This is a genomic window from Cytobacillus sp. FSL M8-0252, assembly GCF_038007345.1.
Lineage (GTDB): Bacteria > Bacillota > Bacilli > Bacillales > Cytobacillaceae > Cytobacillus > Cytobacillus kochii.
The window spans coordinates 3588369-3614083 of record NZ_JBBOWZ010000001.1; the positions used below are offsets into that span (position 1 = coordinate 3588369).

21 protein-coding genes and 1 other annotated feature are annotated in these 25715 nt (G+C 37.0%); of the genes, 12 read left to right on the forward strand and 9 right to left on the reverse strand.

Annotation, left to right across the window (positions count from 1 at the left end; genetic code table 11):
• Nucleotides 1-3 precede the first annotated feature (3 nt).
• Together MKX83_RS18005 and MKX83_RS18010 are read right to left on the reverse strand one after the other, a co-directional pair.
• Nucleotides 4-1440 (reverse strand): aldehyde dehydrogenase family protein, encoded by a 1437-nt coding sequence (locus tag MKX83_RS18005; protein WP_341056845.1) that lies wholly within the window; start codon nt 1438-1440, stop codon nt 4-6.
• Nucleotides 1437-2759 carry an aminotransferase family protein gene (locus MKX83_RS18010; protein ID WP_307316798.1) on the reverse strand — a complete coding sequence of 441 codons (1323 nt, stop codon included), beginning with the start codon at nt 2757-2759 and terminating at the stop codon, nt 1437-1439. The genes MKX83_RS18005 and MKX83_RS18010 overlap by 4 nt, the downstream gene beginning before the upstream one ends.
• A gap of 213 nt (nt 2760-2972) precedes the next feature.
• On the opposite strand from MKX83_RS18010, the gene MKX83_RS18015 reads away from it, so the two are divergent.
• The 6 genes from MKX83_RS18015 (at nt 2973) to MKX83_RS18040 (ending at nt 10199) form a co-directional block, all read left to right on the forward strand.
• The gene (locus MKX83_RS18015; protein ID WP_095372254.1) at nt 2973-4361 is read left to right on the forward strand and encodes a sigma-54 interaction domain-containing protein; all 1389 of its coding nucleotides are present in this window, start codon (nt 2973-2975) and stop codon (nt 4359-4361) included.
• Nucleotides 4362-4648: 287 nt separating this feature from the next.
• Nucleotides 4649-6175, forward strand: coding sequence for a phytoene desaturase family protein (locus MKX83_RS18020; RefSeq protein ID WP_095372253.1), 1527 nt, complete (start codon nt 4649-4651; stop codon nt 6173-6175).
• Nucleotides 6176-6187: 12 nt separating this feature from the next.
• Nucleotides 6188-7051 carry a phytoene/squalene synthase family protein gene (locus MKX83_RS18025; RefSeq protein ID WP_307316792.1) on the forward strand — a complete coding sequence of 288 codons (864 nt, stop codon included), beginning with the start codon at nt 6188-6190 and terminating at the stop codon, nt 7049-7051.
• 12 nt (nt 7052-7063) lie between these two features.
• Nucleotides 7064-8554, forward strand: coding sequence for a phytoene desaturase family protein (locus tag MKX83_RS18030; RefSeq protein ID WP_307316789.1), 1491 nt, complete (start codon nt 7064-7066; stop codon nt 8552-8554).
• 5 nt (nt 8555-8559) lie between these two features.
• The gene (locus MKX83_RS18035) at nt 8560-9693 is read left to right on the forward strand and encodes a glycosyltransferase family 2 protein (RefSeq protein ID WP_095372250.1); all 1134 of its coding nucleotides are present in this window, start codon (nt 8560-8562) and stop codon (nt 9691-9693) included.
• Nucleotides 9690-10199, forward strand: a complete 510-nt coding sequence (locus tag MKX83_RS18040) for a glycosyl-4,4'-diaponeurosporenoate acyltransferase CrtO family protein (protein WP_095372249.1) — start codon at nt 9690-9692, stop codon at nt 10197-10199. Before MKX83_RS18035 ends, MKX83_RS18040 begins: the two co-directional genes overlap by 4 nt.
• A 45-nt stretch (nt 10200-10244) precedes the next feature.
• Here the strand turns inward: MKX83_RS18040 and tyrS are convergent, their stop codons facing one another.
• Nucleotides 10245-11495, reverse strand: a complete 1251-nt coding sequence (tyrS, locus tag MKX83_RS18045) for a tyrosine--tRNA ligase (RefSeq protein WP_095372248.1) — start codon at nt 11493-11495, stop codon at nt 10245-10247.
• A 65-nt stretch (nt 11496-11560) separates the two neighbouring features.
• Nucleotides 11561-11784: a binding site (T-box leader), on the reverse strand.
• Nucleotides 11785-11963: 179 nt separating this feature from the next.
• Here tyrS and MKX83_RS18050 point away from each other — a divergent pair.
• Nucleotides 11964-14882 carry a transglycosylase domain-containing protein gene (locus tag MKX83_RS18050; RefSeq protein WP_341056857.1) on the forward strand — a complete coding sequence of 973 codons (2919 nt, stop codon included), beginning with the start codon at nt 11964-11966 and terminating at the stop codon, nt 14880-14882.
• Nucleotides 14883-15663: 781 nt separating this feature from the next.
• The gene (tlp, locus tag MKX83_RS18055; protein ID WP_341056859.1) at nt 15664-15909 is read left to right on the forward strand and encodes a small acid-soluble spore protein Tlp; all 246 of its coding nucleotides are present in this window, start codon (nt 15664-15666) and stop codon (nt 15907-15909) included.
• Nucleotides 15910-16318: 409 nt separating this feature from the next.
• On the opposite strand, the gene acsA is transcribed toward tlp, so the two are convergent.
• On the reverse strand, nt 16319-18037 hold the full coding sequence (gene acsA, locus MKX83_RS18060) for an acetate--CoA ligase (RefSeq protein WP_095372244.1): 1719 nt from the start codon (nt 18035-18037) through the stop codon (nt 16319-16321).
• Between the two features lie 690 nt (nt 18038-18727).
• On the opposite strand from acsA, the gene MKX83_RS18065 reads away from it, so the two are divergent.
• Genes MKX83_RS18065 through MKX83_RS18075 form a run of 3 tightly spaced genes read left to right on the forward strand, consistent with a single transcriptional unit; the run spans nt 18728 to nt 21190 of the window.
• Entirely contained in the window at nt 18728-19360 is a 633-nt protein-coding gene (locus tag MKX83_RS18065; protein ID WP_095372243.1) for a GNAT family N-acetyltransferase, read from the forward strand.
• A 25-nt stretch (nt 19361-19385) separates the two neighbouring features.
• Complete coding sequence (locus MKX83_RS18070) at nt 19386-20027, forward strand: acetoin utilization AcuB family protein (RefSeq protein WP_307316775.1); 642 nt, start codon at nt 19386-19388, stop codon at nt 20025-20027.
• Between the two features lie 5 nt (nt 20028-20032).
• On the forward strand, nt 20033-21190 hold the full coding sequence (locus MKX83_RS18075) for an acetoin utilization protein AcuC (protein WP_341056863.1): 1158 nt from the start codon (nt 20033-20035) through the stop codon (nt 21188-21190).
• A gap of 324 nt (nt 21191-21514) precedes the next feature.
• Here the strand turns inward: MKX83_RS18075 and MKX83_RS18080 are convergent, their stop codons facing one another.
• The 5 genes from MKX83_RS18080 to MKX83_RS18100 form a co-directional block, all read right to left on the reverse strand.
• Entirely contained in the window at nt 21515-22369 is an 855-nt protein-coding gene (locus MKX83_RS18080) for a hypothetical protein (protein ID WP_341056865.1), read from the reverse strand.
• A 52-nt stretch (nt 22370-22421) separates the two neighbouring features.
• Nucleotides 22422-22868: a DUF6376 family protein gene (locus MKX83_RS18085; RefSeq protein WP_307316769.1), complete on the reverse strand. Its 447-nt coding sequence runs from the start codon at nt 22866-22868 to the stop codon at nt 22422-22424.
• Nucleotides 22869-23267: 399 nt separating this feature from the next.
• Nucleotides 23268-23723 carry a DinB family protein gene (locus MKX83_RS18090; protein WP_095372239.1) on the reverse strand — a complete coding sequence of 152 codons (456 nt, stop codon included), beginning with the start codon at nt 23721-23723 and terminating at the stop codon, nt 23268-23270.
• Nucleotides 23724-23744: 21 nt separating this feature from the next.
• Entirely contained in the window at nt 23745-24110 is a 366-nt protein-coding gene (locus MKX83_RS18095) for a cupin domain-containing protein (protein ID WP_095372238.1), read from the reverse strand.
• A gap of 2 nt (nt 24111-24112) precedes the next feature.
• Complete coding sequence (locus tag MKX83_RS18100; protein ID WP_341056871.1) at nt 24113-24667, reverse strand: flavodoxin family protein; 555 nt, start codon at nt 24665-24667, stop codon at nt 24113-24115.
• 118 nt (nt 24668-24785) lie between these two features.
• Here MKX83_RS18100 and MKX83_RS18105 point away from each other — a divergent pair, with 118 nt between their 5' ends.
• Nucleotides 24786-25697 (forward strand): LysR family transcriptional regulator, encoded by a 912-nt coding sequence (locus tag MKX83_RS18105; protein ID WP_307316763.1) that lies wholly within the window; start codon nt 24786-24788, stop codon nt 25695-25697.
• The last annotated feature ends 18 nt before the right edge of the window (nt 25698-25715 follow it).

Genomic DNA, 25715 nt, shown 5'->3' on the forward strand with positions numbered 1-25715 from the left:
GATTTAATTGCCATCTAATGTTTCAAAAGTTTGTATAGATACTGTTTTTATCTCTGTAAAAAACTCAATTGCTGCTTGTCCCTGTTCTCTGCTACCTGAGCTTGATGCCTTCATTCCCCCAAATGGTGCTTGGGGTTCTGCACCTCCAGTCTCTCCATTGACTTGAACCATACCTGCTTCAGCATGTTGAATAAAATGAAATGCTTGGTGAAGATTATTCGTGAAAATAGAAGCGCTTAGGCCATATTTAGAGGAATTCGTTGCTTCTAATGCCTCCTTGTAATTCGCTACTTTCCTTAAACAAAGAACTGGGCCAAAGATTTCTTCCTTAACAATCCTCATGTTTTCTTTCACATTTTCAAAAATTGTCGGTTGAATATAGTAACCATTTTGCCAATATGTATCAGCAAGCGACTTCCTACCGCAAACAAGCTCTGCACCTTCTCCCAATCCTTTTTGGATATAGGATTGTACTTTTTCATATTGTCTCTTTGATACCACCGGACCAATATCTGTCATCTCTGATAATGGATCTCCTATTTTCAATTCATTGATTGTATCCTCCAATATCGTTTTAAAAGAATCATAGACTGCCTCCTCAACATAAACGATGCCCGTTGCTGTACAGCGTTGCCCTGATTGTTTCATTGCACCGTCTATACATGATTGCGCAGCAAAAGATAAATCACAATCAGCCATTACAATCGCAGGGTTTTTCCCGCCTAACTCAAGTTGGTACTTCTTTTGCTGAGATGCAGCAGTAACAGCAATTTGATTGCCTACTTGGTTTGACCCTGTAAATGTAACTGCAGTTATTTCTTTATGACGAACTAATGCCTCTCCAATCGTTGCTCCTGAACCATTAACCATTTGTAGCACATCTTTAGGTAACCCTGCTTGCCACAGAATTTCTGCTAGTTTTATTGCTGTTAATGTAGATTCCTCTGATGGTTTCCAAACAACTGTATTTCCGAAAACTAATGCTGGGGCCATTTTCCAGATTGGGATGGCGATTGGAAAATTCCATGGAGAAATAACAGCTATCGGTCCAATCGGCACTCTAGAAGAGTAGAGAGTTTTTCCAATAAACGCAGAAGGAATATGCTCTCCAATTTGTCTCCATCCTTCTTGCCCATAATATCGGAGAATCGCTGCTGCTCTTCCTATTTCACCTCTCGTCTCTCTTATAACCTTTCCTGTTTCTTTTGTCGCAAGTATAGCCAGTTCTTCCATATTTGCTTCTAATAGATCTGCAGCTACTCGTAAAATTTCCCCACGTTCAATTGAAGGCTTGTTTTTCCATTTTAAAAAGGCTTGCCTAGCAGAAGTAGCCGCTAAGTCTACCTCCGCTAGGGATGATTCTTCTACTTCTCCTATTAATTCATCAGTATTAGCAGGGTTGTAGCGCATATACTTTTTTTTATTTGTATCAATCTTCAACCTTTTAACACCTCTCTCTTTACATTCGAAATCGCCTGGTCAAGGATATTAACCATCTGCTCTACTTCTGCTTTGTTTATGATGAGCGGCGGTGAAAAAACAATCGAGTCATGATCATACGTAACTGTTCGCAAAATCAACCCTAGCTTCGCAGCTTCCTTCACAATGAGTGGACTTAAATATTCAGCAAAACGCTCACCAGATTGACTATCTTTGACAATGTCAATGCCACCAAGTAAACCAAACCCTCTTGCATTTGTCACGATTTCATGTTTTTCTTCTAAGTACTTTAGCCCTTTATACAATTCCTCTCCCATTTTTTTCGCGTTCTCAATAAGACCATTTCTCTCAATGATTTCAATATTTTTCAAAGCAACATTACAAGCCACTGGATGACCGCTATACGTATAACCATGCAACAGAGTGCCCTTTGAGAGAGTCTTAAAATCATTGTGTAGGCGATCATTAAATGCAACTCCACCTAATTGGGCATATCCACTTGTTACACCTTTGGCAAAACAAAGCATATCTGGTTGAATCTCTTCATGTTCAATGGCAAAATATTTTCCTGTTCTTCCAAAGCCAGTAATGACTTCATCGATAATCATTAAGATGCCATATTCATCACATATTTTTCTTATCTCTTTAAAGTAGCCTTCTGGTGGGAGGTTGACTCCGCCTGCACCTTGAACAATCTCAGCAATAAAAGCGGCTATTGTCTCAGGTCCTTCCTTCTCTACTAATGTACGGAATTCTTCTACGCTCGAATTTACATAGTGAAAATGGGGCGCATTAGCATTTGTAAAATCACGAAACGGTTTTAACCCTGTAGCACTTGTAGCCCCCATTGCAACACCATGATACGACATTTTCCGGGAAATAATTTTTTGGCGCTCTGGTTGATCCTTTAATATCCAATAATGTCTTGCTAATTTAAATGCCGTATCGTTTGATTCGGAACCCCCTGATGTAAAAAAGACAGCATTCAGATCTCCTGGTAGTATTTTTGACAACTTTTCTGCTAAGCGGATCGCTGGCTCATTACTAAAAGTGCTAAAATTAGATGTAAAGGCGAGTTTAGACATTTGTTCATAAGCTGCTTCAGCCATTTCCTTCACACCATGGCCTATATTGACATTCCAAAGCGAGGACATACCATCAATAACTTTATGTCCGTTTGTATCTGTCAAATATACGCCCTTACCCTCTGTAAATATATGGCTCGGACCTTCCGCCTGTTGCTGGGCAATTGAGCTAGTTGGATGGATAAAATGCTTCTTGTCTAATTCAGATAACTCTGTGGTTAATAATGTCGTCATGTCAATTCCTCCATTATGTGATTATTTAGAATATTACTATTTATAATGCAATTCTTATGCCAAATTTATAAAACTTATTAAATGAAGAAACTTCTTTATCATTAATGAATTTAATAATTCATTTTTGACTTTTTTAATCAATAAATTAATTATTAATTATATTTTGAATTATTGTATAATTAAAGAGAGGTTTATATGCAAAGGAGTTTTTATATGGAAAATTCATCACTTCATCATTTAATAGAAACAATCGTTCTCACATCCAATAATAATATTACAATTACAAATGGCGTAGGCGAAATCTTATATTTCAATCCAAAACATTGGTCTGTTTATGGTGTAAGGCAAGAAGATTGCTTAGGTAAAACAGTTTATGAATTAGAGGCAAAAGGCGTATTTAACCCTTCAATTACAGCACTAGTAATAAAAAAGAAACAACAAGTAGAACTGATGCAGCAAACGCTAACAGGAAAAATCATTATGACTACCGCCTACCCAATATTTGATAATAACAATCAAATACAATTCGTAGTGAGCTATGCTCAAGATCAAACAGAAATAAATAAACTTCATTTACAATATAAAGAGCTAGAGCGACAAATCCAAAATTATCAGCAGGTCGTAAAAGCACTTAGAGAACAAGAAAATGCCCAATATCGTAACAAAAAAATGGAAGAAATCAAACGAACGATTCATCGGGTAGCCAATACAAACGCAACCGTCTTATTATTAGGTGAATCTGGTGTTGGAAAAAGTATGTGGGCAAGAAAAATCCATCAACTAAGTAAAGAAAAAAAAGAACCATTCATTGAGGTTAACTGCAGTACCATTCCAGAAAGTTTATTCGAAACAGAGTTTTTTGGCTATGAACCAGGGAGCTTCACTGGGGCCCATAAGCATGGAAAAAAAGGGTTAATTGAACAAGCACATCATGGCACATTATTTTTAGATGAGATTGGAGAATTGTCGTTATCCTTACAGGTCAAATTATTAAAAGTACTTGTAGAAAAGAAGTTTAAAAGAGTTGGCAGTAATACAGAGCGAACGAGTCACTTCAGACTGATTACAGCCACGAATCGCCCATTAGAGGAAATGGTCAATAAAGGTGATTTCCGCCTTGACCTTTATTATCGTATCAATGTAATTCCCATTGAAATTCCCCCTTTAAAAAAACGGAAAGAAGACATCATCTTTTTAGTAAGTCATTATCTGTCCATCATGAACAATAAATATCATATGGAGAAAGAGATTCATAATGAGACTTACGAATACTTAACAGAGTATCATTGGCCAGGAAATGTGCGCGAGCTTGAGAATTTAATAGAAAGACTTGTCTTAACAGTTGATTCTGTCATTATTTACCCAAGTCACCTACCCCAAGCACTCTTTAAGAACAAGCAAATCGAACCAGACCTTATTGACTTACCACTACAAAAGAATAATGAAAGCTTAAAAGAGAGAATAGAAAGAATTGAAAAACATATTCTCTTACATACGTATAAACAATATCCCTCAAGCTATAAAGTAGCTGAATTACTAGGAATTAGCCAAGCATCTGCTGCTAGGAAGCTAAAGAAATATCGCGCAAATAGAGAGCTATAGCTTCTATTTGCTTTTTTACTATACAAAACAGGTCCACTCAATTTCTTCTACTATTTTTTTATTCAGCAACATATATAGATAAAGAGATAAATATTAAAAATGATATGAGATAAAAGGGAAAAAATCTTAGAATAAATAAATTTTTAAAAAAAGGTTTGAAATAAGACTATTAAGGATATTTATCTATTGTAAAAGGAAAGGTTTTTTTTAACTTAAGTGACATATGTGTCACTTAAATTCTAGACTTTCTCCTTTTCATTAGGTACAGAAAAAAAAGGAGCGAAGCAATGGAAAAGACAAAAAGTGTGGTAGTCATCGGAGCAGGTGTTGCAGGATTAGCTAGTGCGATACGATTACAAAAAGCAGGCTATGATGTAGAAATTTATGAAAGAGATAGTAATCCTGGAGGTAAAATGAATCGTATCGAAAAAGATGGCTTCACATTTGACCTCGGGCCGACTATCGTGATGATGCCCGAACTATACAGAGAGATATTTGAACTTGCCGGAAGAGATCCTGATGATTATATTCCTATGCAAAAACTCGATCCGATGTACGCTGTTTTCTTCAGTGAACAGTCTCAAGATCATTATGAAATATCCTCAAACTTAGTTGAATTAATGAAAACACTTGAAGATATTGATGAGAAAGATGCCCAAGGATTCCTCACCTATTTAGAAAAAATATACAAACGGTTTTTAGTTGCCAAAGAACACTTTCTACAAAAACCTTTTAGGAATGGAAAAGATTTTTACAACCCCAAAGTATTGAGGCAAGCTCTCAAATTAAGAACATTAGATAGTGCAGATTCATTTATTGGAAAGTACATCAAAAATGACAAAATAAAAAGTATGCTGAGCTTCCAAACATTATATATTGGGGTTTCTCCTTATACTGGACCATCTTTATATACGATTATCCCAATGATTGAAATACTTTATGGGGTCTGGTTTATAAAAGGTGGAATGCATACGATGGCAAAATCAATGGAAAAACTTTTCTTAGAACTAGGAGGTAAAATTAATTACAACTGCGACGTGCAACAGATCTTAATAAAAAATGGCAAAGCATATGGTATACAGGCAAACAACCAAGTTGTCCATTCTGATTATGTTATGTGCAACGCAGACTTTCCTCATGCCATGAAACACCTCATTCAAGATCAGCGCACTAAAGGAAAGAAATATACAGATAAAAAGATTGATCAAATGAAATATTCATGTTCCTGCTTTCTCATGTATATAGGGTTGGATAAAAAAGTGGAGCAACTAGACACTGTCCATAATTTTTATATTAGTCAATCTTTAAAGAGAAACATTGACGATATATTCGAAGGTAATCAATTAAATGACCCCTCTTTTTATGTTTATATCGGCTCAAAACTTGATGAAACAATGGCACCTAAAGATAAAGATGGTCTCTATATACTTGTTCCTGTTTCTGAGCTCTCTACAGCTAAGGATGAATGGACGCATGAAACCTCGCAACACTACCGCGAGCAAGTCATGAAAAAATTATCAACCATGCCTGGATTCGAAGATATTGAAGAACACATTATTTCTGAAACACATATCACTCCAATGGATTTCAAACATCGATTTAACGCTTATAATGGAGCGTGTTTTGGATTAAGACCAAATTTGACCCAAAGCAATCACTTACGCCCGCAAAGTAAAGCTACTTATTGTGAAAATCTTTACTTTACCGGTAGTAGTACACATCCTGGCGCAGGCGTACCGATTGTATTATTATCAGCAAAAATTGCCTCAGAGGAGCTTATATTAGATGACGAGAAAGCATACGAGAAAATTTAAGGGGGGCATGTAATGAATCAGCAGCTATTAGCCGATTATTATTATTGTGAAAAAATCATTCAAAACTATTCAAATAGTTTTTACTATACCTTTTCTCATCTACCGAAGGAAAAAGCGAATGCAGTGTATGCCATTTATGCTTTTTGTAGAATGGCAGATAATGCAGTCGACCTTCATGACAGTACGGCGGAAAAAGTTAACCGTCTGGAGCAACTACACGATGAACTTGTCCTGTTTCAACATAATAAGGAGCTAGATTTACCTTTATGGAGAGCATTACGAGATGTATTTAACCGCTATGAAATGAATATTCAACCTTTTTTTGAACAATTAGAAGGACAAGCAATGGATATTTCCTTCAAAGCCCCTCGTACAATAGATGAGTTGTTGAAGTATAGTTATCATGTAGCCGGAACTGTCGGCCTTATGCTGCTACCTATTATCGCTAAGACGCATTACCAACAACTAAGACCAATAGCTATTAAATTAGGAAATGCTATGCAATTAACAAATATTTTACGAGACATTGGTGAAGATTATCGCAATCATCAACGTATATATATCCCAGAAAATTTGCTAGTAAAATATCAATATTCAACTGGAGAACTTTCAAGAGGTGTGATTAACCCTTCATTTATTTCAATATGGGAGGAACTTGCCCAAAAGGCTGAAAGCGAATATGACAGCTTTGAAACGAGCTATCATCTATTTGATCGTGACTCTCAATTCCAAGTATTATCCGCTGCAAGAGTTTATAGAAGCTACTTAGCACAAATTAGAAACAAACAATATAACTGTTTTAAAGAAAAGCATGCGATGATCTATGATGATGTGGCGGATATATTAAATAATACAAGAATGGATTTAGCTAATTAAGGGGGATAATTAATGAAGCGAACAGCCATTGTCATCGGCGGTGGACTCGGCGGACTGTCCACTAGTATTTCCTTAGCACAGAGCGGTTTTCAAGTTTCATTATATGAAAAAAATGCTCACCTCGGTGGAAAATTAAATAGGCTTGAGCAAGATGGGTTTGGTTTTGATCTTGGACCAAGTATTTTAACCATGCCGCATATTTTTGAAAGATTGTTTAACGGCAGTGGCAAACAGATGTCTGAATATATTCCAATAAAGGAAGTAGCACACCAATGGCGTGCTTTCTTTCCAGATGGAAAAATGCTTGATCTCTTCTCAAATTTAGAACAAATGCTCACTGAAAATGATGATTTAACATCCAAGGATATAGAAGAATATGAGCAGTTCCTTCATTATTGTAAAGGGTTATATGAAATGACTAATGAAGGTTACTATAAGCATGGGCTTGATTCAACATTAGAAGTAATCAAACATCACGGAATCATCCGCTCACTTAGAGGGTTTGATTTATTTTCCACGATGTATGATGCCATCGAGCATCATATTAGTCATCATCATCTCAAGAGAATGCTCTCTTATTTTATCAAATATGTTGGCTCTTCACCTTATGATGCACCAGCTATACTTAATATGATGATTTATATGCAGCATAAGCAAGGGGTATGGTATGTGCCTGGTGGTATGCACAAAATTGCAGAAGGTTTAACAAAACTTGCTCAAGAAATTGGTGTTCATATTTACCACGGTCAAGAGGTAACAAAATTATCTACTAGCAAAAATAAAGTCACAGAAGCCATTCTAGCAGATGGTACCACCCTAAAGGCTGATTATTATATTTCCAATATGGAAGTCATTCCAACCTATCAATTTTTATTGAATGAAAACATAGGCTACATTAATAAACTTGAAAAAAAGTTTGAGCCCTCTAGCTCAGGTTTAGTGATTCATCTTGGTGTTAAAAATCAATACCCACAATTACGTCATCATAATTTCTTTTTCTCAAGAGATTTAAAGACGCAGATGAATAAAATATTTCATAAAAAACAACTACCAGATGATCCAACGATCTATTTAGTCAATGTCAATAAAACAGACCCAAGTCAGGCTCCAGTTGGCCATGAAAATCTTAAAGTGCTGCCACATATCCCGTATATCCAAGATCAGCCCTTCACAAAAGAGGATTATTTGCACTTAAGGACGACTGTACTCATTAAATTAGAAGAAATGGGATTGACTAATTTACGCCAATCCATTGTTACAGAGGATTTTTGGACGCCTGAAGATATCAAAGAAAAATACAACTCTCATCGTGGTTCTATCTATGGAACCGTTTCTGATAAGAGCAAAAACAAAGGCTTTAAACACCCTAAACAAAGTGAAAAGTATAAGAATTTATTTTTCACAGGCGGAACCGTAAACCCAGGTGGCGGTATGCCGATGGTCACACTTAGCGGTATGCAAGTGCGTGATAAAATAATGACTGCTGAAAAAGAAAGGGCGTAACATTCATGGTTCTGACCGGTATTCTCACCGTACTTGTCTTGTTCATTATATTTGGCCTCCTTTCTGGGAAGCTAATGTTATGGGAAATTCCCACTGCTGAAAAAAAAAGTACAAAACTGGTTTCACCGCTTATAGAACAGGTATCTATCATTATACCCGCACGAAATGAAGCGAAACGATTGCCGAACTTACTCACTTCATTACAGCAACAAATTATGCAGCCAAGAGAAATTATTGTCATCGATGATGGTTCGGTAGATAGCACAGCTTCTATTGCTATGCATTACGGTGCAAAGGTTTTAAATACCAACACATTAAGAGAAAATTGGAAAGGAAAGTCAGCGGCCTGCTGGCTTGGCGCGAACGAAGCGAATGGTGATTTCTTATTATTCCTTGATGCTGATACATTCTTTGAACATCCTGATAGCTTGCAGAATTTAATGCAAACATATGAACGATACGGAAAAACCGGTATTCTCTCTGTACAGCCTTTTCATCGTATTAAAAAATCCTATGAAAACTTATCCTTACTATTTAATATGATTGTTTTTGCAGGCATGAATGTCTTTACCATTTTTCGTCAAAAAATACCACCTGCAGGTGCATTCGGTCCGTGTATCTTATGTAATACACATGAATATCTACAGACAGGCGGGCATCAAAAAGTCGGGGAAGCGATTATGGATGATCTTGTGTTAGGAGGAATTTTTAGTAAAGAGGGATTCCCAGTCCATTGTATTAGCGGTAAAGACCTTATCAGCTTTCGTATGTACCCAGAGGGGATCAAAGGTTTGATTGAAGGTTGGACTAAAAGCTTTGCTACAGCTTCAAAGGCTACTCATTCTTTTATTACCATACTAATAAGTTTATGGATTGCCGGTGCCTTTTCTTCCGTTGCATTCATCTTATTGTCACTATGGCAAAGCAGTCTTAGCTTATTACTTATTTCATTAGGATTTTATCTTCTTTACATCTATCATCTTATTTTGCAGTCTCAAAAAATCGGTCGTTTTCATATAGCGAGTATTGTCCTTTATCCATTTTTATTTTGTTTCTTTACACTAACATTTGTATATTCTCTTTATTTAACGCGAATTAAAAAAAGGGTGAACTGGCGTGGTAGGAAGGTAAAAGTATGAATATTTTTCCGATTTTCACCCTTACACCACTCGCTCTTTTGACAGTTAATATTCTTGCATGGGGTTTCATTCACATCAGTTTATCTCTTTTACTAGCTTCTCTACCACTCCGTTGGTTTAAAAATGATTCTCATCTTTATCAATCAAAAAAATGGGAGAAAAACGGAGAGCTTTGGCAATGGCTGGTTAAGGTAAGACAGTGGAAACATAAAATTCCAGATGGTAAGCATATTATTTCTAAAGGATACGAAAAACAAAACTTACAGGGTGTTTCTCTGTCAGACCTTGAAGTTTTCTTATATGAATCTAGAAGAGCAGAGCTCACCCACTGGCTATCCATACCACCTGCATGTTTATTTTTCATTTGGAACCCCATTTGGGCAGGTTGGGTAATGATTGCCTATGCATTAATATTTAATTTACCTATTATTATCGTACAACGCTATAATCGGCCACGCTTAATACGCTTAATAGCATTAAAAAAATGCAGAAAAACTGTTTACTAAAGATAAGTAGCCTATCTCTAATTTTTAGAAATAGGCTACTTCATTTTAATATTGAATTAATGTATATTTCTTCTTCCCGCGACGAATAACTGTAAATTGACCCTCTATTTTATCTTGCTCACTCAACTGATAATCAACCTGTTGCATACGATCACCGTTAATGTAGATTGCACCGTTCGTTACGTCTTCTCTCGCTTGTCTTTTAGAAGGCGAAATTTTAGCCTCTACAAGTAAGTCAACAATATTGCCCTCTCCAGTATGTTGATAAGAAGGAACATCCTTAAACCCTTCCTTTACTTCCGCAGCGGTTAACTCTTTAATTTGTCCACTGAATAAGGCTTCAGTAATTTTCAGCGCTTGGTTCAATGCTGCTTCACCATGTATTTGTCTCGTCATTTCTTCTGCTAATGCCTTTTGTGCTTTACGTAAATGAGGCTCTTCTTGGACAGCTACTTCCAAAGCTTCGATGTCTTCACGTGATAGGAATGTGAAGTATTTCAAGTATTTAATGACATCTGCATCTGCTGTATTAATCCAGAACTGATAAAACTCATAAGGTGATGTTTTTTCGGCATCTAACCAAATGGCTCCACCTTCTGTTTTTCCAAACTTCGTACCGTCAGCTTTTGTCACAAGCGGAATGGTCATACCGTATGCTTTTGCACCTTCTCCAACCATTTTACGGATAAGCTCAAGCCCAGTTGTAATATTACCCCACTGATCACTGCCGCCAATTTGAATTTTACATTGATGATTTTCATAAAGATGCTTAAAGTCCATCCCTTGTAAAATCGTATAAGTGAATTCCGTAAAAGAAATACCTGATTCTAATCTTTTAGCAATCGTATCTTTAGCTAACATATAGTTAACCCCAATATGTTTACCGTAATCCCTGAGGAAAGTGACAATATTCATACTCGATGTCCAGTCGTAATTATTGACTAATGTCGCTCCATTATCTCCTTCAAAATCAAAAATACGTTCTAATTGCTGTGATAAAGAAGCAACATTTTCTTGTACTTTCTCAATCGTTTGTAGTGTTCTTTCTTCTGTCGCCTTTGGATCACCAATTAACCCAGTTGCCCCCCCTACTAACACAATCGGACGATGCCCAGCATTTTGAAACCTTCTCAATGTTAAGAAGGGTAATAAATGACCAATATGCATACTATCACCAGTCGGATCCATCCCACAATATAAGGAAATCTTTTCTTTTTCTAAAAGATCCTTCATCCCCTCTTCATCTGTTTGTTGATAAATAATGCCTCTCCACTGTAAATCTTCTAATAAATTCATCCACTTTTCCTCCTTTATTTCATAAAAGATAAATTTTTATCCAAAAAAAATACGCCCCTGCTCATTGCAGGGACGCATTTCTTTGCGCGGTACCACCCAGTTTGAGAACACTATTATTCTCCACTCTTCACTGATAACGGAAATACCGTTTACTACTACTAGATATATTCATTCGCAGTAAAAGCTCCGGGAGGTATTTCGCACTTCTATTTGTATCGACTCACAGCAAACCGTCGACTTTCTGAAAACAGGGATAGAATGACTACTTATGACCCATCAACGCTAATATTAAATTGAATCGTAATAATGCATTTTTATCATAAAAGAATAACCAATGTCAATATGACGTTTTTTTAACTTTTTTTCATCCCAATAGGAAAAATATGAATTTTGTACTTTATGACGAACCTTGTCATATTACCTGTTAGGTTATGCTATAATGTATTTGATTTTAGGAGGGATGAACGAATGAATGAGACCTTCAGCAAGATAAAAGAAAAAGCAAAAGCCGCGTTCGGTTTTTTAACTCATAATAAAACCAAAAAAGGCGCACGTATTACATATCAAGTTATATGGAACTTATTATTAATACTTGCAATTACCGTTATCTTAGGTGGGGCATTTGCAGGTGCCACAGGTATTGGCTATTTTGCTTCTCTTGTTAAAGATGAACCCCTTCGTTCTTATGAAAATATGCAAAAAGATATCTATAATTATGAGGAAACCTCAAAATTATATTTCGCTGGTGATGTATATTTAGGAAATGTAAGAACGGACCTTGAAAGAGAAGAAGTGAAGCTAGAAAATGTTTCACCATATTTGAGAGATGCTGTTATTGCCACAGAGGATGAGTACTTTTATGAGCACGAAGGTGTAGTGCCAAAAGCTATCCTACGTGCACTGTTTCAAGAAGTAACTAACGCCTCTACTCAATCTGGAGGAAGTACATTAACTCAGCAACTGATAAAAAACCAGATCTTAACAAACGAAGTTTCTTTTGATCGAAAAGCAAAAGAAATCTTACTCGCATTAAGGTTAGAGAATTATTTTGATAAAGAGGAGATTCTTGAAGCTTATTTAAATGTCTCTACTTTTGGCCGAAATGCGGAAGGTAGAAATATCGCTGGCGTTCAGGCTGCTGCTCAAGGTTTATTTGGTGTTGATGCTAAAGATGTATCTATTCCGCAAGCAGCTTTTATTGCTGGTATGCCTCAGTCACCTTTTGGTTATACACCATTCCAACAAGGTGGTGGCTTAAAGGATGAAGAGTCTCTACAACCAGGCATTGATCGTATGAAAGTCGTACTTAAGAGAATGTACGATGATGAAAGGATTACTGAAAAAGAATATAAAGAAGCTAGTGAGTATGATATTGTTGCTGACTTTAGAAAACCGAAAAATGATGATGCAATTGAAAAATACCCTTATTTAACTTATGAAATTCAAGACCGCGCCAAGGAGCTTTTAGCATCCATCTTAGCAGAACAAGATGGCTATGAAGAAGCTGATTTAACTGGTGACCTTAAAAACGAATATCTTATTTTAGCTGATCGAGCATTAAGACAGAATGGTTATCATGTTCACTCAACTATTGATAAAGATATTTATGAAGCTTGGCAAAAAGTTGTTAAAGATTATCCTAACTACGGCCCAGCCAAAAGTGCAACCTATGTAATCGATGGTGAAGAAAAAGAAGTAATGGAACCAGTGGAGGTTGGTGGACAACTTATTGAAAACAGTACAGGGAAAATTCTGAGCTTTGTTGGTGGTCGTGGCAAGGGTGTATCCTTAAATGAAGACCTTAACCATGCAACCGATACGTTAAGACCAAACGGCTCAACCATGAAACCATTACTTGTTTATGGTCCTGCATTCGAACTTGGTGCAGCACAACCAGGAAGTATTCTTCCCGATGTGCCACTGCGCTTAAATCCAGGTTCAAGTGACTATTGGCCAAAAAACTATTCTTTTACCTACCATGGTTTAGTTTCAGCAAGGTATGCCGTTGAACAATCTTATAACGTCCCAGCGGTTAAACTTTATACCGATATTTTGAGCCAAAATCCGGCACAATATCTTGAAAAGATGGGTATAACCACATTAACCGCAGAAGATAAAACGAATAGATCAGCTGCATTAGGTTCATTAACAAATGGTGTTTCCGTTGAGGAAAATACGAATGCATTTACTACATTTGCTAATAACGGTAAATTCGTAGATGCTTATATGATTGATAAGATTACTGATAAAGAAGGCAATGTCATCTACGAGCATGAAACGAAGGAAGTAGAAGTCTTTACTCCGCAAACAGCTTACTTAACAATAGATGTGATGCGTGGGGTTATTAATAGTGGGACAGCCACTGCTGTTAAAAACCGTTTAAAATTTAGTGCCGATTGGGCAGGAAAAACAGGGACAGGTAATAACTTTGAAGATGCATGGTTCGTCGCGTCTAACCCAAATGTAACCGCTGGTCTATGGAGTGGCTACGATACGCCTAAGTCTCTAAAAGCAAGTGGTAGTTTATCTTATAGCGCACGTAATAATTACTTATGGGCTGATTTGATGAACGCTGCTTATGATGTAAATCCTGAACTCATGAAGCCAGATAAAACCTTTAAACGACCTGATGGTATAGTCAGTCGCTCATTCTGTGCAATTAGTGGTTTAATCCCTTCTCAAGCTTGCTCTGAAGCAGGACTTGTTGATACTGACATCTTTAATGCAAAATATGTTCCGTCTAAATCAGATGATAGTCTTGGAACAGGTAGAATTGTCTATATAGGGGATAAAAAGTATTTGGCACTTGAATCCACACCAGCGGAATTTTCTGAGCCTGGTATGGTCATAGATGCCGATTATATTGAAAAACTATTTGGCATTAGAGCGAACCCAAGTGATTTATTGCCGAAAAGGGATAAATGGGCTAAAGTACTCGTTGCAGCCGATAAAATGAGTGAAAATGGCAAAAAGCCAGCTGCACCAAATGCTAAAGCATCAGGTAACTCCATCACTTGGGGGCAACATCCTGAAAATGACGTCATTGGTTATCGTGTATATAAAGACGGTAAAAAAGTAGCCAGTATAAAAGCCGGTGACTCCTTAGGCTATAAAGGTGGCAATGGTGAGTACCATGTTACAGCAGTTGATATTGCCGGTAATGAATCTTCACCTTCAAGCAAAGTCCAAGTTGGCAAAGTGAAGGAAGAAGAGAAGCCAAAACAAGAGGACAAAGTAAAAGAAAACGAGCCTAAAGAGGAACAAACAGATAAGGAAACAGAAACGGATAGCAAACCAGAAGAAAAACTGGAAGAGGAAAAGCCTCAAGGTGAAACAGAAAATCCTCCTGCGGAAGAAGATCAACCGGATACGAGTGATGAAGAATAGAATGAATCTGGCCATTTCATTTTCAACTCAAATCAAAAGAGATGTCATTCGCACAAAATTAAACACCTGGTGTAAATTCCGTTTGATTAGTATTAATTGGCGATAGTCTAAAATCAAAGCTGAAGAATACGAAAAGAGACAGATAATCGGGCATGTAAGAAAGAGTTTTTTTATAGAAAAAAACACAATGACATTTGTTACTACCCTAAAATAACTAAACAAAGTAAATCATTCTTGAAGTGGTACTATTAAAGTTTACCAGTTGATTAATGTCCCCTTAAAGTAGATATTCAAAAAAGCCTTCATCTTACCATGAAGGAAGAATGCTACTTGGAGGGGATTTTTTTATTGCAAAGAAAGGATAAAGTTTTAATAGATATTCATAGGAGAGTTTTCACATAACACCGGGTAAAGGATATATGAATAGATGAATTAGGGATTCGTCACTGCAGCCATCAAAAATGTGTGTTATGAAATGGAAAGAGTGAGTATCTTTTGATGTACGGAAGGATTCTCAATATCTTTTAAGAGGAGTGTAATAGCAATTAAGTAGAGTTTTTCTTCTTCATATCAATTAAAAATCAAACTACATTACATCTTATCTTTTCTAAAAAAATTTCTACTTATTCAATTTTTTGTATAAAATATTTAACGAAAATAGTCTAGAAAACGGGCACCATAAATCAATTTATGATCCATTATATAGCGAAAAAAACTTAGTAAGAATATTTCCGAAGTGTTAGGAGAAAATACTGAAAGAATTAATCTTAGGAGGAATAATATGACGAATGCCAAACCAGACAACCGTTCAGATAATGTGAGAAAAATTCAAAATAACATTGACAATACACTTCAGAATATTAATGAAGCTGAGGACTACACTAAAGCTCACTCAGAAGAGTTGAGTACCCAAGAAAAAAATGAAATATTGGATAAAAATGAAAGACGGAGAAAAAGTATCGACGGTTTACGCTCAGAAATTAAAGATGAAGCTTCGCATAATGAATATAATAATGATTTAAATTAATTTCTAAATATGTACTAAATAAAATTGTGAAGCAATTGACTGCCGACCTTGAAAATAACATAAATTTTAAGCGGCCATTGCTCTATATTCTATAGGGCTGTGGCCATTTTGTTTTGCATTCTATTGTGGTTATAAAAAAGAGGTTAGATTAATTTATCAAATATTTACGTATATGTAAATAATAATTCCCACTTTAAACATCTATTAAAACAAGGAGAACATTCATTATAGCTATTAACCACACTTTTATGTGTAGATAGCATAAAATGTTGCTTTCCTAAAAAACTTTCCTCAAATACTAAAAAACGAGTCAATAAGAGAGGAATCCCCTATCATTGACCCGCAATTTCAAAAAACCCAAAAATCTTTCTCACTACTCTATCTATATGACTTGTGTGTGGTTGTTAGATCAGTCTTCCATTGTAGATAAGTCGCCCGTAGGTAAATCTAATTCCCAAGCCTTTAATACACGGCGCATGATTTTACCACTACGTGTTTTTGGCAGTTTGTCGCGGAATTCGATTTCACGAGGTGCAGCGTGTGCAGCTAACCCCTTTTTAACGAATTGACGAATATCTTCTTTCAGTTCATCTGTTGCTTCATAACCATCGATTAGCGCAATAAAGGCTTTTATAATCTCGCCACGAACCGGGTCCGGTTTTCCTATGACACCAGCTTCAGCAACAGCTGGATGTTCGATGAGCTTACTTTCTACCTCAAATGGTCCTACCCGTTCGCCGGACGTCATAATTACATCATCGACTCTCCCTTGGAACCAAAAATATCCATCTTCATCCATATAAGCGGAATCACCTGAAACATACCAGTCACCTGGCATAAAGTAAGAATCATATTTCTCTTTATTATTCCAAATGGTATGCATCATAGATGGCCACCCTTTTTTTATGGCCAGATTACCCATGCGATTTGGTGGTAGTTCATTCCCTTGGTCATCGACAATGGCTGCTTTTACCCCTGGAATTGGTTTACCCATGGAGCCAGGTTTAATTTCTAGGCTTGGGTAGTTACAAATGAGTTGAGCACCCGTTTCAGTCATCCACCACGTATCATGAATACGCTTATTGAATACTTTCACTCCCCATCTCACCACTTCAGGATTCAATGGTTCACCTACACTTAACACATGTCGTAGAGTGCTTAAGTTGAATTTCTTCACTACTTCATCCCCAGCGCCCATTAACATACGAAAAGCTGTTGGTGCACTATACCAAACCGTAACACCATAATCTTCAATCGCCTGATACCATGTTTCTGGGCTAAATCTGCCTCCGACAATAAGGTTTGATGTTCCTGTCAACCAAGGTCCGAAAATACCATAAGAAGTTCCTGTTACCCAACCTGGGTCAGCCGTGCACCAATAAACATCATCTTCTTTTAAGTCCAATACCCATTTCGCCGTTTGATAATGTTGAATCATCGCATTGTGAACGTGCAGCACACCTTTTGGTTTACCAGTGGAACCAGAAGTATAATGTAAAATTAGACCGTCTGTCGGTTCTACCCATTCAATTTCTAATTCTTTACTAGCCTTTTGCATATATTTACGGAAATCTAATAATTTTCCATTTTCTTCTACATTCTCACCAACAACAAAAATATGTTTTAAGTTTGGTAATTTATCAGCGGGTACACGATCTAATAGTTCAGGAGTCGTAATAAGGACTTTTGCTTCGCTATCCTCTAAACGGTCTGTTACTGCTCCCTCCATAAAGGCTTCAAATAGTGGTCCGACTATGGCACCTAGCTTGATTGCGCCAAGAACTGAGAAGTAAAGTTCTGGTGAACGTCCCATAAAAACAAATACGCGATCACCTTTTTCAACGTCTCCATGTGCTTTTAGTACATTAGCCGCTTGGTTTGAAAAGTCCTTCATCTCTTTAAAGGTATACTTCTCTTTATTCTCACCTTCACGATAATAGAGCGCTACCTTGTTTTTCTTATCACTTTCAGCATGGCGGTCAATTGCTTCGTACGCCAAATTCATTTTCCCTGTTTCGTACCAAGAAAATTGCTTTTTCGCTTCTGTCCAATCAAAACTATTATACGCTTCCTCATAATTTTTCAAATTATGGTTACCTTGTATTGCTGGCAGCGCTTCCAATTTCATGTTCATTTATCCCCCTTTAAACTTGTTTAAACTATTATAATATAAATACTTTTTTTTCACAATTTTTTAAATTATAAGGCAGTAAATTATCTATAAAGACTTATTAAATTGTATGTTAAGAAGGGATAACGATTAAAAGCTGATTCCTTCTGTGTTATTGATACGATTTTTTTATAATCAGGGATAGCTCAGGAAAAGGGATTTGCGCGTACATCTGAAGGTAAACGGGCAAGGATAGTTGAGGAAAAAAGGATTTGCTTGTGTAGCCACTTTTTTCAAAAATGTCAACAGTTCGATCAGCTAGCTGTTTTTTTATACTTACCTACTGTGAAGTAAGATTTTACATTCTCCCTTACTTCATCTGGTGTTGAAGCTACTCTGGGTTTTTAATTTTATACTGATAGCTTTAACAAACGTTCTTACTTCTTTTATTGCTATGATTTTCTTCACGGCTACATTGCCTGTTAAGAGTAATCTAAAAAGGCTGACGTAAATATTATGTTAAATCCTCCCTTTCCATTGATCAAATATAGGGCAATTAAAATAAAAAGGTTTCAATTCCCACTAAAATTTTTATATAATCTACATATTATTTTAAATTGTCATTAAATTTATATTTTTTATATGAAAGCGCTTCAGCAGTTTATGTATAATAGATAGTAAGATTACTTGTTTTAGGCGGTGAATGAATTGCAGCATCTGAAAACGTATAATGCGATGAAACTGAATACGGCAAACGGAGAATTAATCATTGAAGGACCGATATCTGCCGACGTTCTAAAAACCTATGACTTTCATCATGATCTTGTTGCTTTCAGACCTCCAGAGCAACAGAGGAAGGCCTTAATTGAGATTGCTGGTTTACCTGAAGGAAGAATCATTATTGCTAGATTTAGAGATACGATCGTAGGCTATGCGACTTATTTATATCCAGATCCGTTAGAAAGATGGTCAGAAGGGAAAATGAATAATCTCATAGAACTAGGGGCAATAGAAGTGATTCCTGCCTTTCGAGGAACGGGAACAGGAAAAAGTATCTTACGCGTATCGATGATGGATGATGCGATGGAAGATTATATTGTTATTACTACCGAATATTATTGGCATTGGGACTTAAAAGGAACTGGTTTAAACGTATGGGAGTATCGCAAAATCATGGAAAAGATGATGAATGCAGGGGGACTTGTTTGGTTTGCTACCGATGATCCAGAAATCAGCTCCCATCCCGCTAATTGTCTAATGGCCCGGATTGGTAATCGGGTAAGCACAGATTCCATTCAACAGTTCGATAAACTTCGATTTATGAATCGCTTTATGTATTAGTTTTTCTTAAAAAGGGGGATTTTAAATGATTGTTGAAGAAATGATGAAGAAGGAAATCTTTACACTTACAGAAAATCACCTCATTGCTGATGCACTCCAACTCATGCGTGATCAAAAAATCCGCCATTTGCCCATTATCGATGAAGCCAATCACCTGATCGGCTTAGTAACAGATCGAGATATACGGGATGCGACGCCTTCTATACTAGATACAGTTCAATTAAAAGAAGGCCTCTCACAACCAATTAAACGAATTATGAAAACGGACATTATTTCTGGACACCCATTAGACTTTGTAGAGGATATCGCTGCGACCCTTTACGAGCACCGCATCGGTTGTATGCCCATTCTCAACGATAACCAATTAGTCGGCATTGTGACTCAGACAGACCTCCTTCATACTTATGTAGAATTAACAGGTGCCCATCAGCCAGGGTCACAAATCGAAGTAAGAGTGCCTAATCGTACAGGTAAGCTATTTGAGGTTACCTCCGTATTTCGTAATTTAAAAGCCAATATTCTTAGTGTCCTCGTCTATCCAGATAAAGAGGATAGTAATTATAAAATTATAGTCCTTAGAGTCCAAACAATGAATCCGCTTTCTCTTGTAGACAAATTACGTGAGGAAGGACATTCTGTACTCTGGCCTATAGATCCAAGGAAGTGAACATCATGGACCGTTCTGTTTTTTTATATTCTGATGCATTACTTAACTATCGCTTTAATGCTGAGCACCCTTTTAATCAGCAACGCTTAAAATTAACTTTAGATTTACTACAATCTATCCATGCGATAAAAGACACGCAAATGATTGCACCTAGAATAGCAACAGAAGAAGAATTATTACTCATTCATGATCCAGGTTATGTTCGTGCTGTAAAGTTAGCAGGTAATGATGAGCTTCCCCAAGAGCAGGCAGAGAGTTACGGGCTTGGAACCGAGGATACACCTATTTTCCCTCAAATGCACGAGGCCAGTAGCTTACTTGTTGGAGGCGCATTGACTGCCGCTGATTATGTCATGCAAGGGAAGGCAGAACACGCCCTTCATTTAGGCGGGGGACTTCATCATGGCTTTAGAGGTAAGGCATCTGGATTTTGTATCTATAATGACAGCTCAGTGGCAATCAAATATTTACGAGAAAAGTACAATGCCCGTGTCCTTTATATTGATACGGATGCTCATCATGGTGATGGTGTACAATGGGCGTTTTATGATGACCCAAATGTATGTACATTATCTATCCATGAAACCGGTAGATACTTATTTCCCGGAACAGGGAATATTAACGAAAGAGGTCATAGTCATGGATATGGCTATTCTTTTAATATACCTTTAGACGCTTTTACAGAGGATGATTCGTGGCTACATGCATACGAAACGTCCTTTAAAGAAGTAGCAGCGTTTTTTAAACCAGATATTATTTTCACCCAAAATGGTGCTGATGCGCATTACTTTGATCCGTTAACACATCTTTCGGCAACAATGAGAATATATAAAGAAATACCAAGGCTCGCTCACCAACTCGCTCATCAATATTGTGAAGGAAGATGGATAGCCGTTGGTGGGGGTGGATATGATATCTGGCGGGTAGTTCCGAGAGCTTGGTCACTTATTTGGTTAGAAATGATTGAAAATTCAAACGGAACAGGACCATTACCTTCTGATTGGATTGAAAAGTGGGAAAAGGAATCTCCATTTAAGTTGCCACAAACTTGGGAAGATTCATCGGATATATATAATCCCATTCCAAGAAAAAATGAAATCACTGAAAAAAACGCTAAAACGGTGGAAAAAGCGCTTTATCCCTTAAGAGGAAAAAATGAATGAAAAATGAAGTAAGGCGCAAAGTTTTGGGACAGAAGTTATTAAGTAATGATAAAGGTTAGGAAACATAACTAACATCACCTATTGATCTATGAGCTAAATTATCAATATAGAAAGCTGAACTATTGTAGCATGTTCCCGATGTGTGAGCTTGTCTAATCATAGTTCGGCCTTTTTAGTTGAGTTGCTGCAAACCTTTTGTCCTAACCTCTTCTCTTTTATGAAGAAGTAGCTAAACATTGTAACAGAGTGTAAGCAGCTTGCTGGGCGCTGACAGTAAGAAACACATATTATGATTCGTATTCTTTTATATTTACTGTTATATTCTTATTTTTCCGGCAGAAAAAAATCCTGCGAAGCATTCAGATCTTGTTTTCCTTTTGAGTAACTTGCTAATCCTTTTTGCGAAGCGCTCAGCTCTGGTTTTGTTCCTGAGTGACTTGCTAACATCTTTTGCGAAGCGCTCAGCTCTGGTTTTTCTTCTGAGTGACTTGCTATTCCCTTTTGCGAAGCGCTCAGCTCTGGTTTTCTTTCTGAGTGACTTGCTAACATCTTTTGCGAAGCGCTCAGCTCTGGTTTTTCTTCTGAGTGACTTGCTATTCCCTTTTGCGAAGCGCTCAACTCTGGTTTTGTTCCTGAGTAATTTGCTATTCCCTTTTCCCAAGCGCTCAACTCTGGTTTTTCTTCTGAGTGACTTGCTAACATCTTTTGCGAAGCGCTCAACTCTGGTTTTGTTCCTGAGTAATTTGCTATTCCCTTTTGCCAAGCGCTCAACTCTGGTTTTCTTTCTGAGTGACTTGCTATTCCCTTTTGCGAAGCGCTCAGCTCTGGTTTCCCTTCTGAGTGACTTGCTAATCCTTTTTGCGAAGCGCTCAGCTCTGGTTTTTCTTCTGAGTGACTTGCTATTCCCTTTTGCGAAGCGCTCAGCTCTGGTTTTCCTTGTGAGTGACTTGCTAATCCTTTTTGCGAAGCGCTCAACTCTGGTTTTGTTCCTGAGTAATTTGCTATTCCCTTTTGCGAAGCGCTCAACTCTGGTTTTCTTTCTGAGTGACTTGCTAATCCCTTTTGCGAAGCGCTCAGCTCTGGTTTTGTTCCTGAGTGACTTGCTATTCCCTTTTGCGAAGCGCTCAGCTCCGGTTTCCCTTCTGAGTGACTTGCTATTCCCTTTTGCGAAGCGCTCAACTCTGTTTTGTCCCAGTCTCTGCTTGTTTTAACTTAATAGGATCACGGGAGTCTATTCTCCAAGATTCTCAATTTCATTGTAAATAGATGTGATGTCATTAATTGTTTGCATAAATTCTTGGTCCTCGATGAATGCCTCAGATAATGTCCCTTTCTCCAAACCTTCCTCAAGCTTAACTAAATGCGTAGATAATGCTTCATTTTGTTGCACCAACTCAGCATGCAGACTATCAATTAATTCTGGTGCTTCAGTGTTTTCAATTGTATCGATGGCATTTTGTAAATCCTCTACATTTTTTTCCAGTGATGCTGCAACATTCTCATCCGTTATCGCTTGCTCTGCTTGTTCCGGAAATTCGTTGGCAAACTGTGTAATCTCATTCATATAATCTTCCACATCATTTACGTAAGCCAACGTATTTTTTGTATCTTCAATTGGCGAACACGCAGACAAGCTTAACAACATACCAAAAGCTGCAAGGTAAACTTTTGTTTTCATCCCTTATCTACCCTTTCTTTTCTTTAACTGTTCTTTTATGATTGGCACTGCTTTTTTCTTCAAAAACTTCACGCCTTCTTTTTGAATGAGTCTCTTTAGTAATTTTTTCACAGCCATTAGTCTTCACTCCTTCATAAATGAGTTAGTGTTTCTTTTTTAAAAGCACGACAAAAACCCTTACCAAAGAAACTTGGTAAAGGTCTCGCAAACAACGAATGTTGCCAATAAAGCCGAGGGAGAGCCCCTGTATTGACGACTTTACTGTAACTGCTACTCCCCTTTAGACAAAAGGTAGTTGTATATTTAAGTTTCACCAATTATACCATGCCCATATTTAACCTGCAACTGATTGCAACCTTCATCTGAAAGAACAAGTCGATGACAGTAGCCCAATCAAGCTTAGCCTTCCACTCCTTGGGATGCATCCCACTTTCCTTGTAATTTGCGCAACAAGATGATTTGACCCGTATGATACGCCGTATGCAAATAAAGATGACTCAATGCCTCACTGGCATTATTCATCACTAAATCATCCGCTGCTTCTAGGTTTTTTTTCCAATCATTATATAATTGATGAATCCTCTCTCTCGTGTGAGAAAAAGTTACCCCTTCAGCCAACTGAAAAGTATTTTCTTTAGCTTCATCAACTGGCTCTTCTTTGAAGCGATGCAAGTATCTTTCATTATAATAAAGAAGATGTGTCGTGATTTCATGGATACTATGAACGTCTTCGTTCGGTTTCCAATTTGCTTCTTCATCACTCAAGTTTGTTATGCTATTCAGCAAACTAACAAACCACCCATTTTCATGATGTGATGCATTTAATTGCTCGTTTAATACCTCCCTTAATTCCATCACTTTGCCCCCTTTTGCATCTTATATCCAAACATCATTTTCAGCCGTCAATGATGATTTCACCTCTCCTGTATTAATCACTCCTTTCGGTTCAATTAATATGACATGGCACTCTTCTTTTGCATATGGACAATGTTCTACTCCCTGAGGGACAACGAATAAATCACCATTCTTTAATACCACATCTTCTTCTCTCATGCGAATCGTTAATTCACCTTTAACTACCAAAAATACTTCGTCTGTATCATCATGCTTGTGCCACACGAACTCCCCTGAGAATTTAGCGACCTTCAATTGATAATTATTCATTTCTGCAACAACTTTTGGAGACCAAAACGTATGAAATTTTGTTAGTTTTTCTTGAATGTTAATGGGTTGATTGTTCATTTTTATGCCTCATTTCCTTGTGAAATAACTTTATTCATTTCTTTTGCTGCACTGATTGCCTTCGTATCTTTTTCGATATCTCTCGGTTTATTTCCTTCACCCAATATATATCCTAAAAACTTCATTCCCATAAAATCAAAGATGTACAGAAATTGTTGAATCATTGGTAATCCCTTGATCGTTGGCTGATCTCCACCAACAGCTATGACATAAGCTTGTTTATTTTCCATGCACTTCTTAAAGTGTTTCATTTCGGGATCCCTGAGTGTTTGGGACCAACGATCGATAAAATTCTTCATCATACCGGACATACTATACCAGTAAATAGGTGTAGCAAATATTAACGTTTCATATGTCATTATTTCTTGAATTAATTGTTGATAATCATCATCCACTAGAGGAAAACCGCCTTCACTATGTCGATGATCCTTTATAGCATCTATTTGATAGTTAGATAAATGAAATTCCTTAACTTTCACCCCATTTATCACTTGTTTCGTCAACCATTCAGTATTCCCGCTTTTACGTGTTCCACCATATATAACTGCTATTTTCATTACGATTCACTCCTCTAGTTTCCTATCATATTAAGTTTAATCTGTTTCTATTAATAGTTACAGATGATAATATAGATATCATCAATCGAAAAATACGATCAATGCAGAAGGTGAAAAAATGGATATGAAGCAATTAAAGACCTTTCAAACAGCGGCCACTACTTTGAATTTTACAAAAACTGCAAAAATGCTTAATTTTGCACAATCAAGTGTAACCGCTCAAATTAAAGCATTAGAAGCAGAACTGCAACACCCACTTTTTGAAAGGTTGGGAAAAAAGCTTGTCTTGACCGCTACCGGTAAAGAATACAAGAAGTATGTTGACCAAATGTTAAGGTTAAATGATGAGGCACTACAAAAAATAAGTGACAAACAGTTTAGAACAGCCTCCTTAACAATTGGCGCACAAGAAAGTCAATGTACTTACCGACTTCCACGAGTTTTACAATTATTTAAATCACAGTTTCCTCATGTAAAATTGACGTTTAAACCTGCCCATTCTGATGATTCAGCAAGAGCACTTATAGATGATGGTACACTCGACCTTGCCTTTATCATGGATGTGAGAAAAACCCCTGAGACCTTACTGACAGAGACATTAATAATTGAAGAGTTAAAAATGGTGGCAGCGCCAGAGTATGCAATTAAATCAAGCGTTACCCTAAAAGATTTACAAAATGAATCATTTCTCTTAACCGAAATCGGATGTGCCTATCGCACTTTATTGGAGCAGACTTTAGCGGGGGAAAATGTCTTTTTGCATAACAGTATTGAGTTTGTGAGTATAGAGGCCCTTAAACAATGTGTAATAGCTGGACTAGGTGTGGCTTTTCTTCCCGCCATGGTCGTCAATAAAGAGCTTCACAACGGTCAATTAAAAGAAGTTATTTGGCCAAACGAACACATTCAACTCTATACACAAATAGCTTGGCATAAAAACAAACAAATGACACCACCACTACAAGCATTTATTGATTTAACTAGAAACGTATTTAAAGAGGAGAGAAAAAAAGCTGTTAGTTCTTATTAATAAGAGTTAATTCTATTA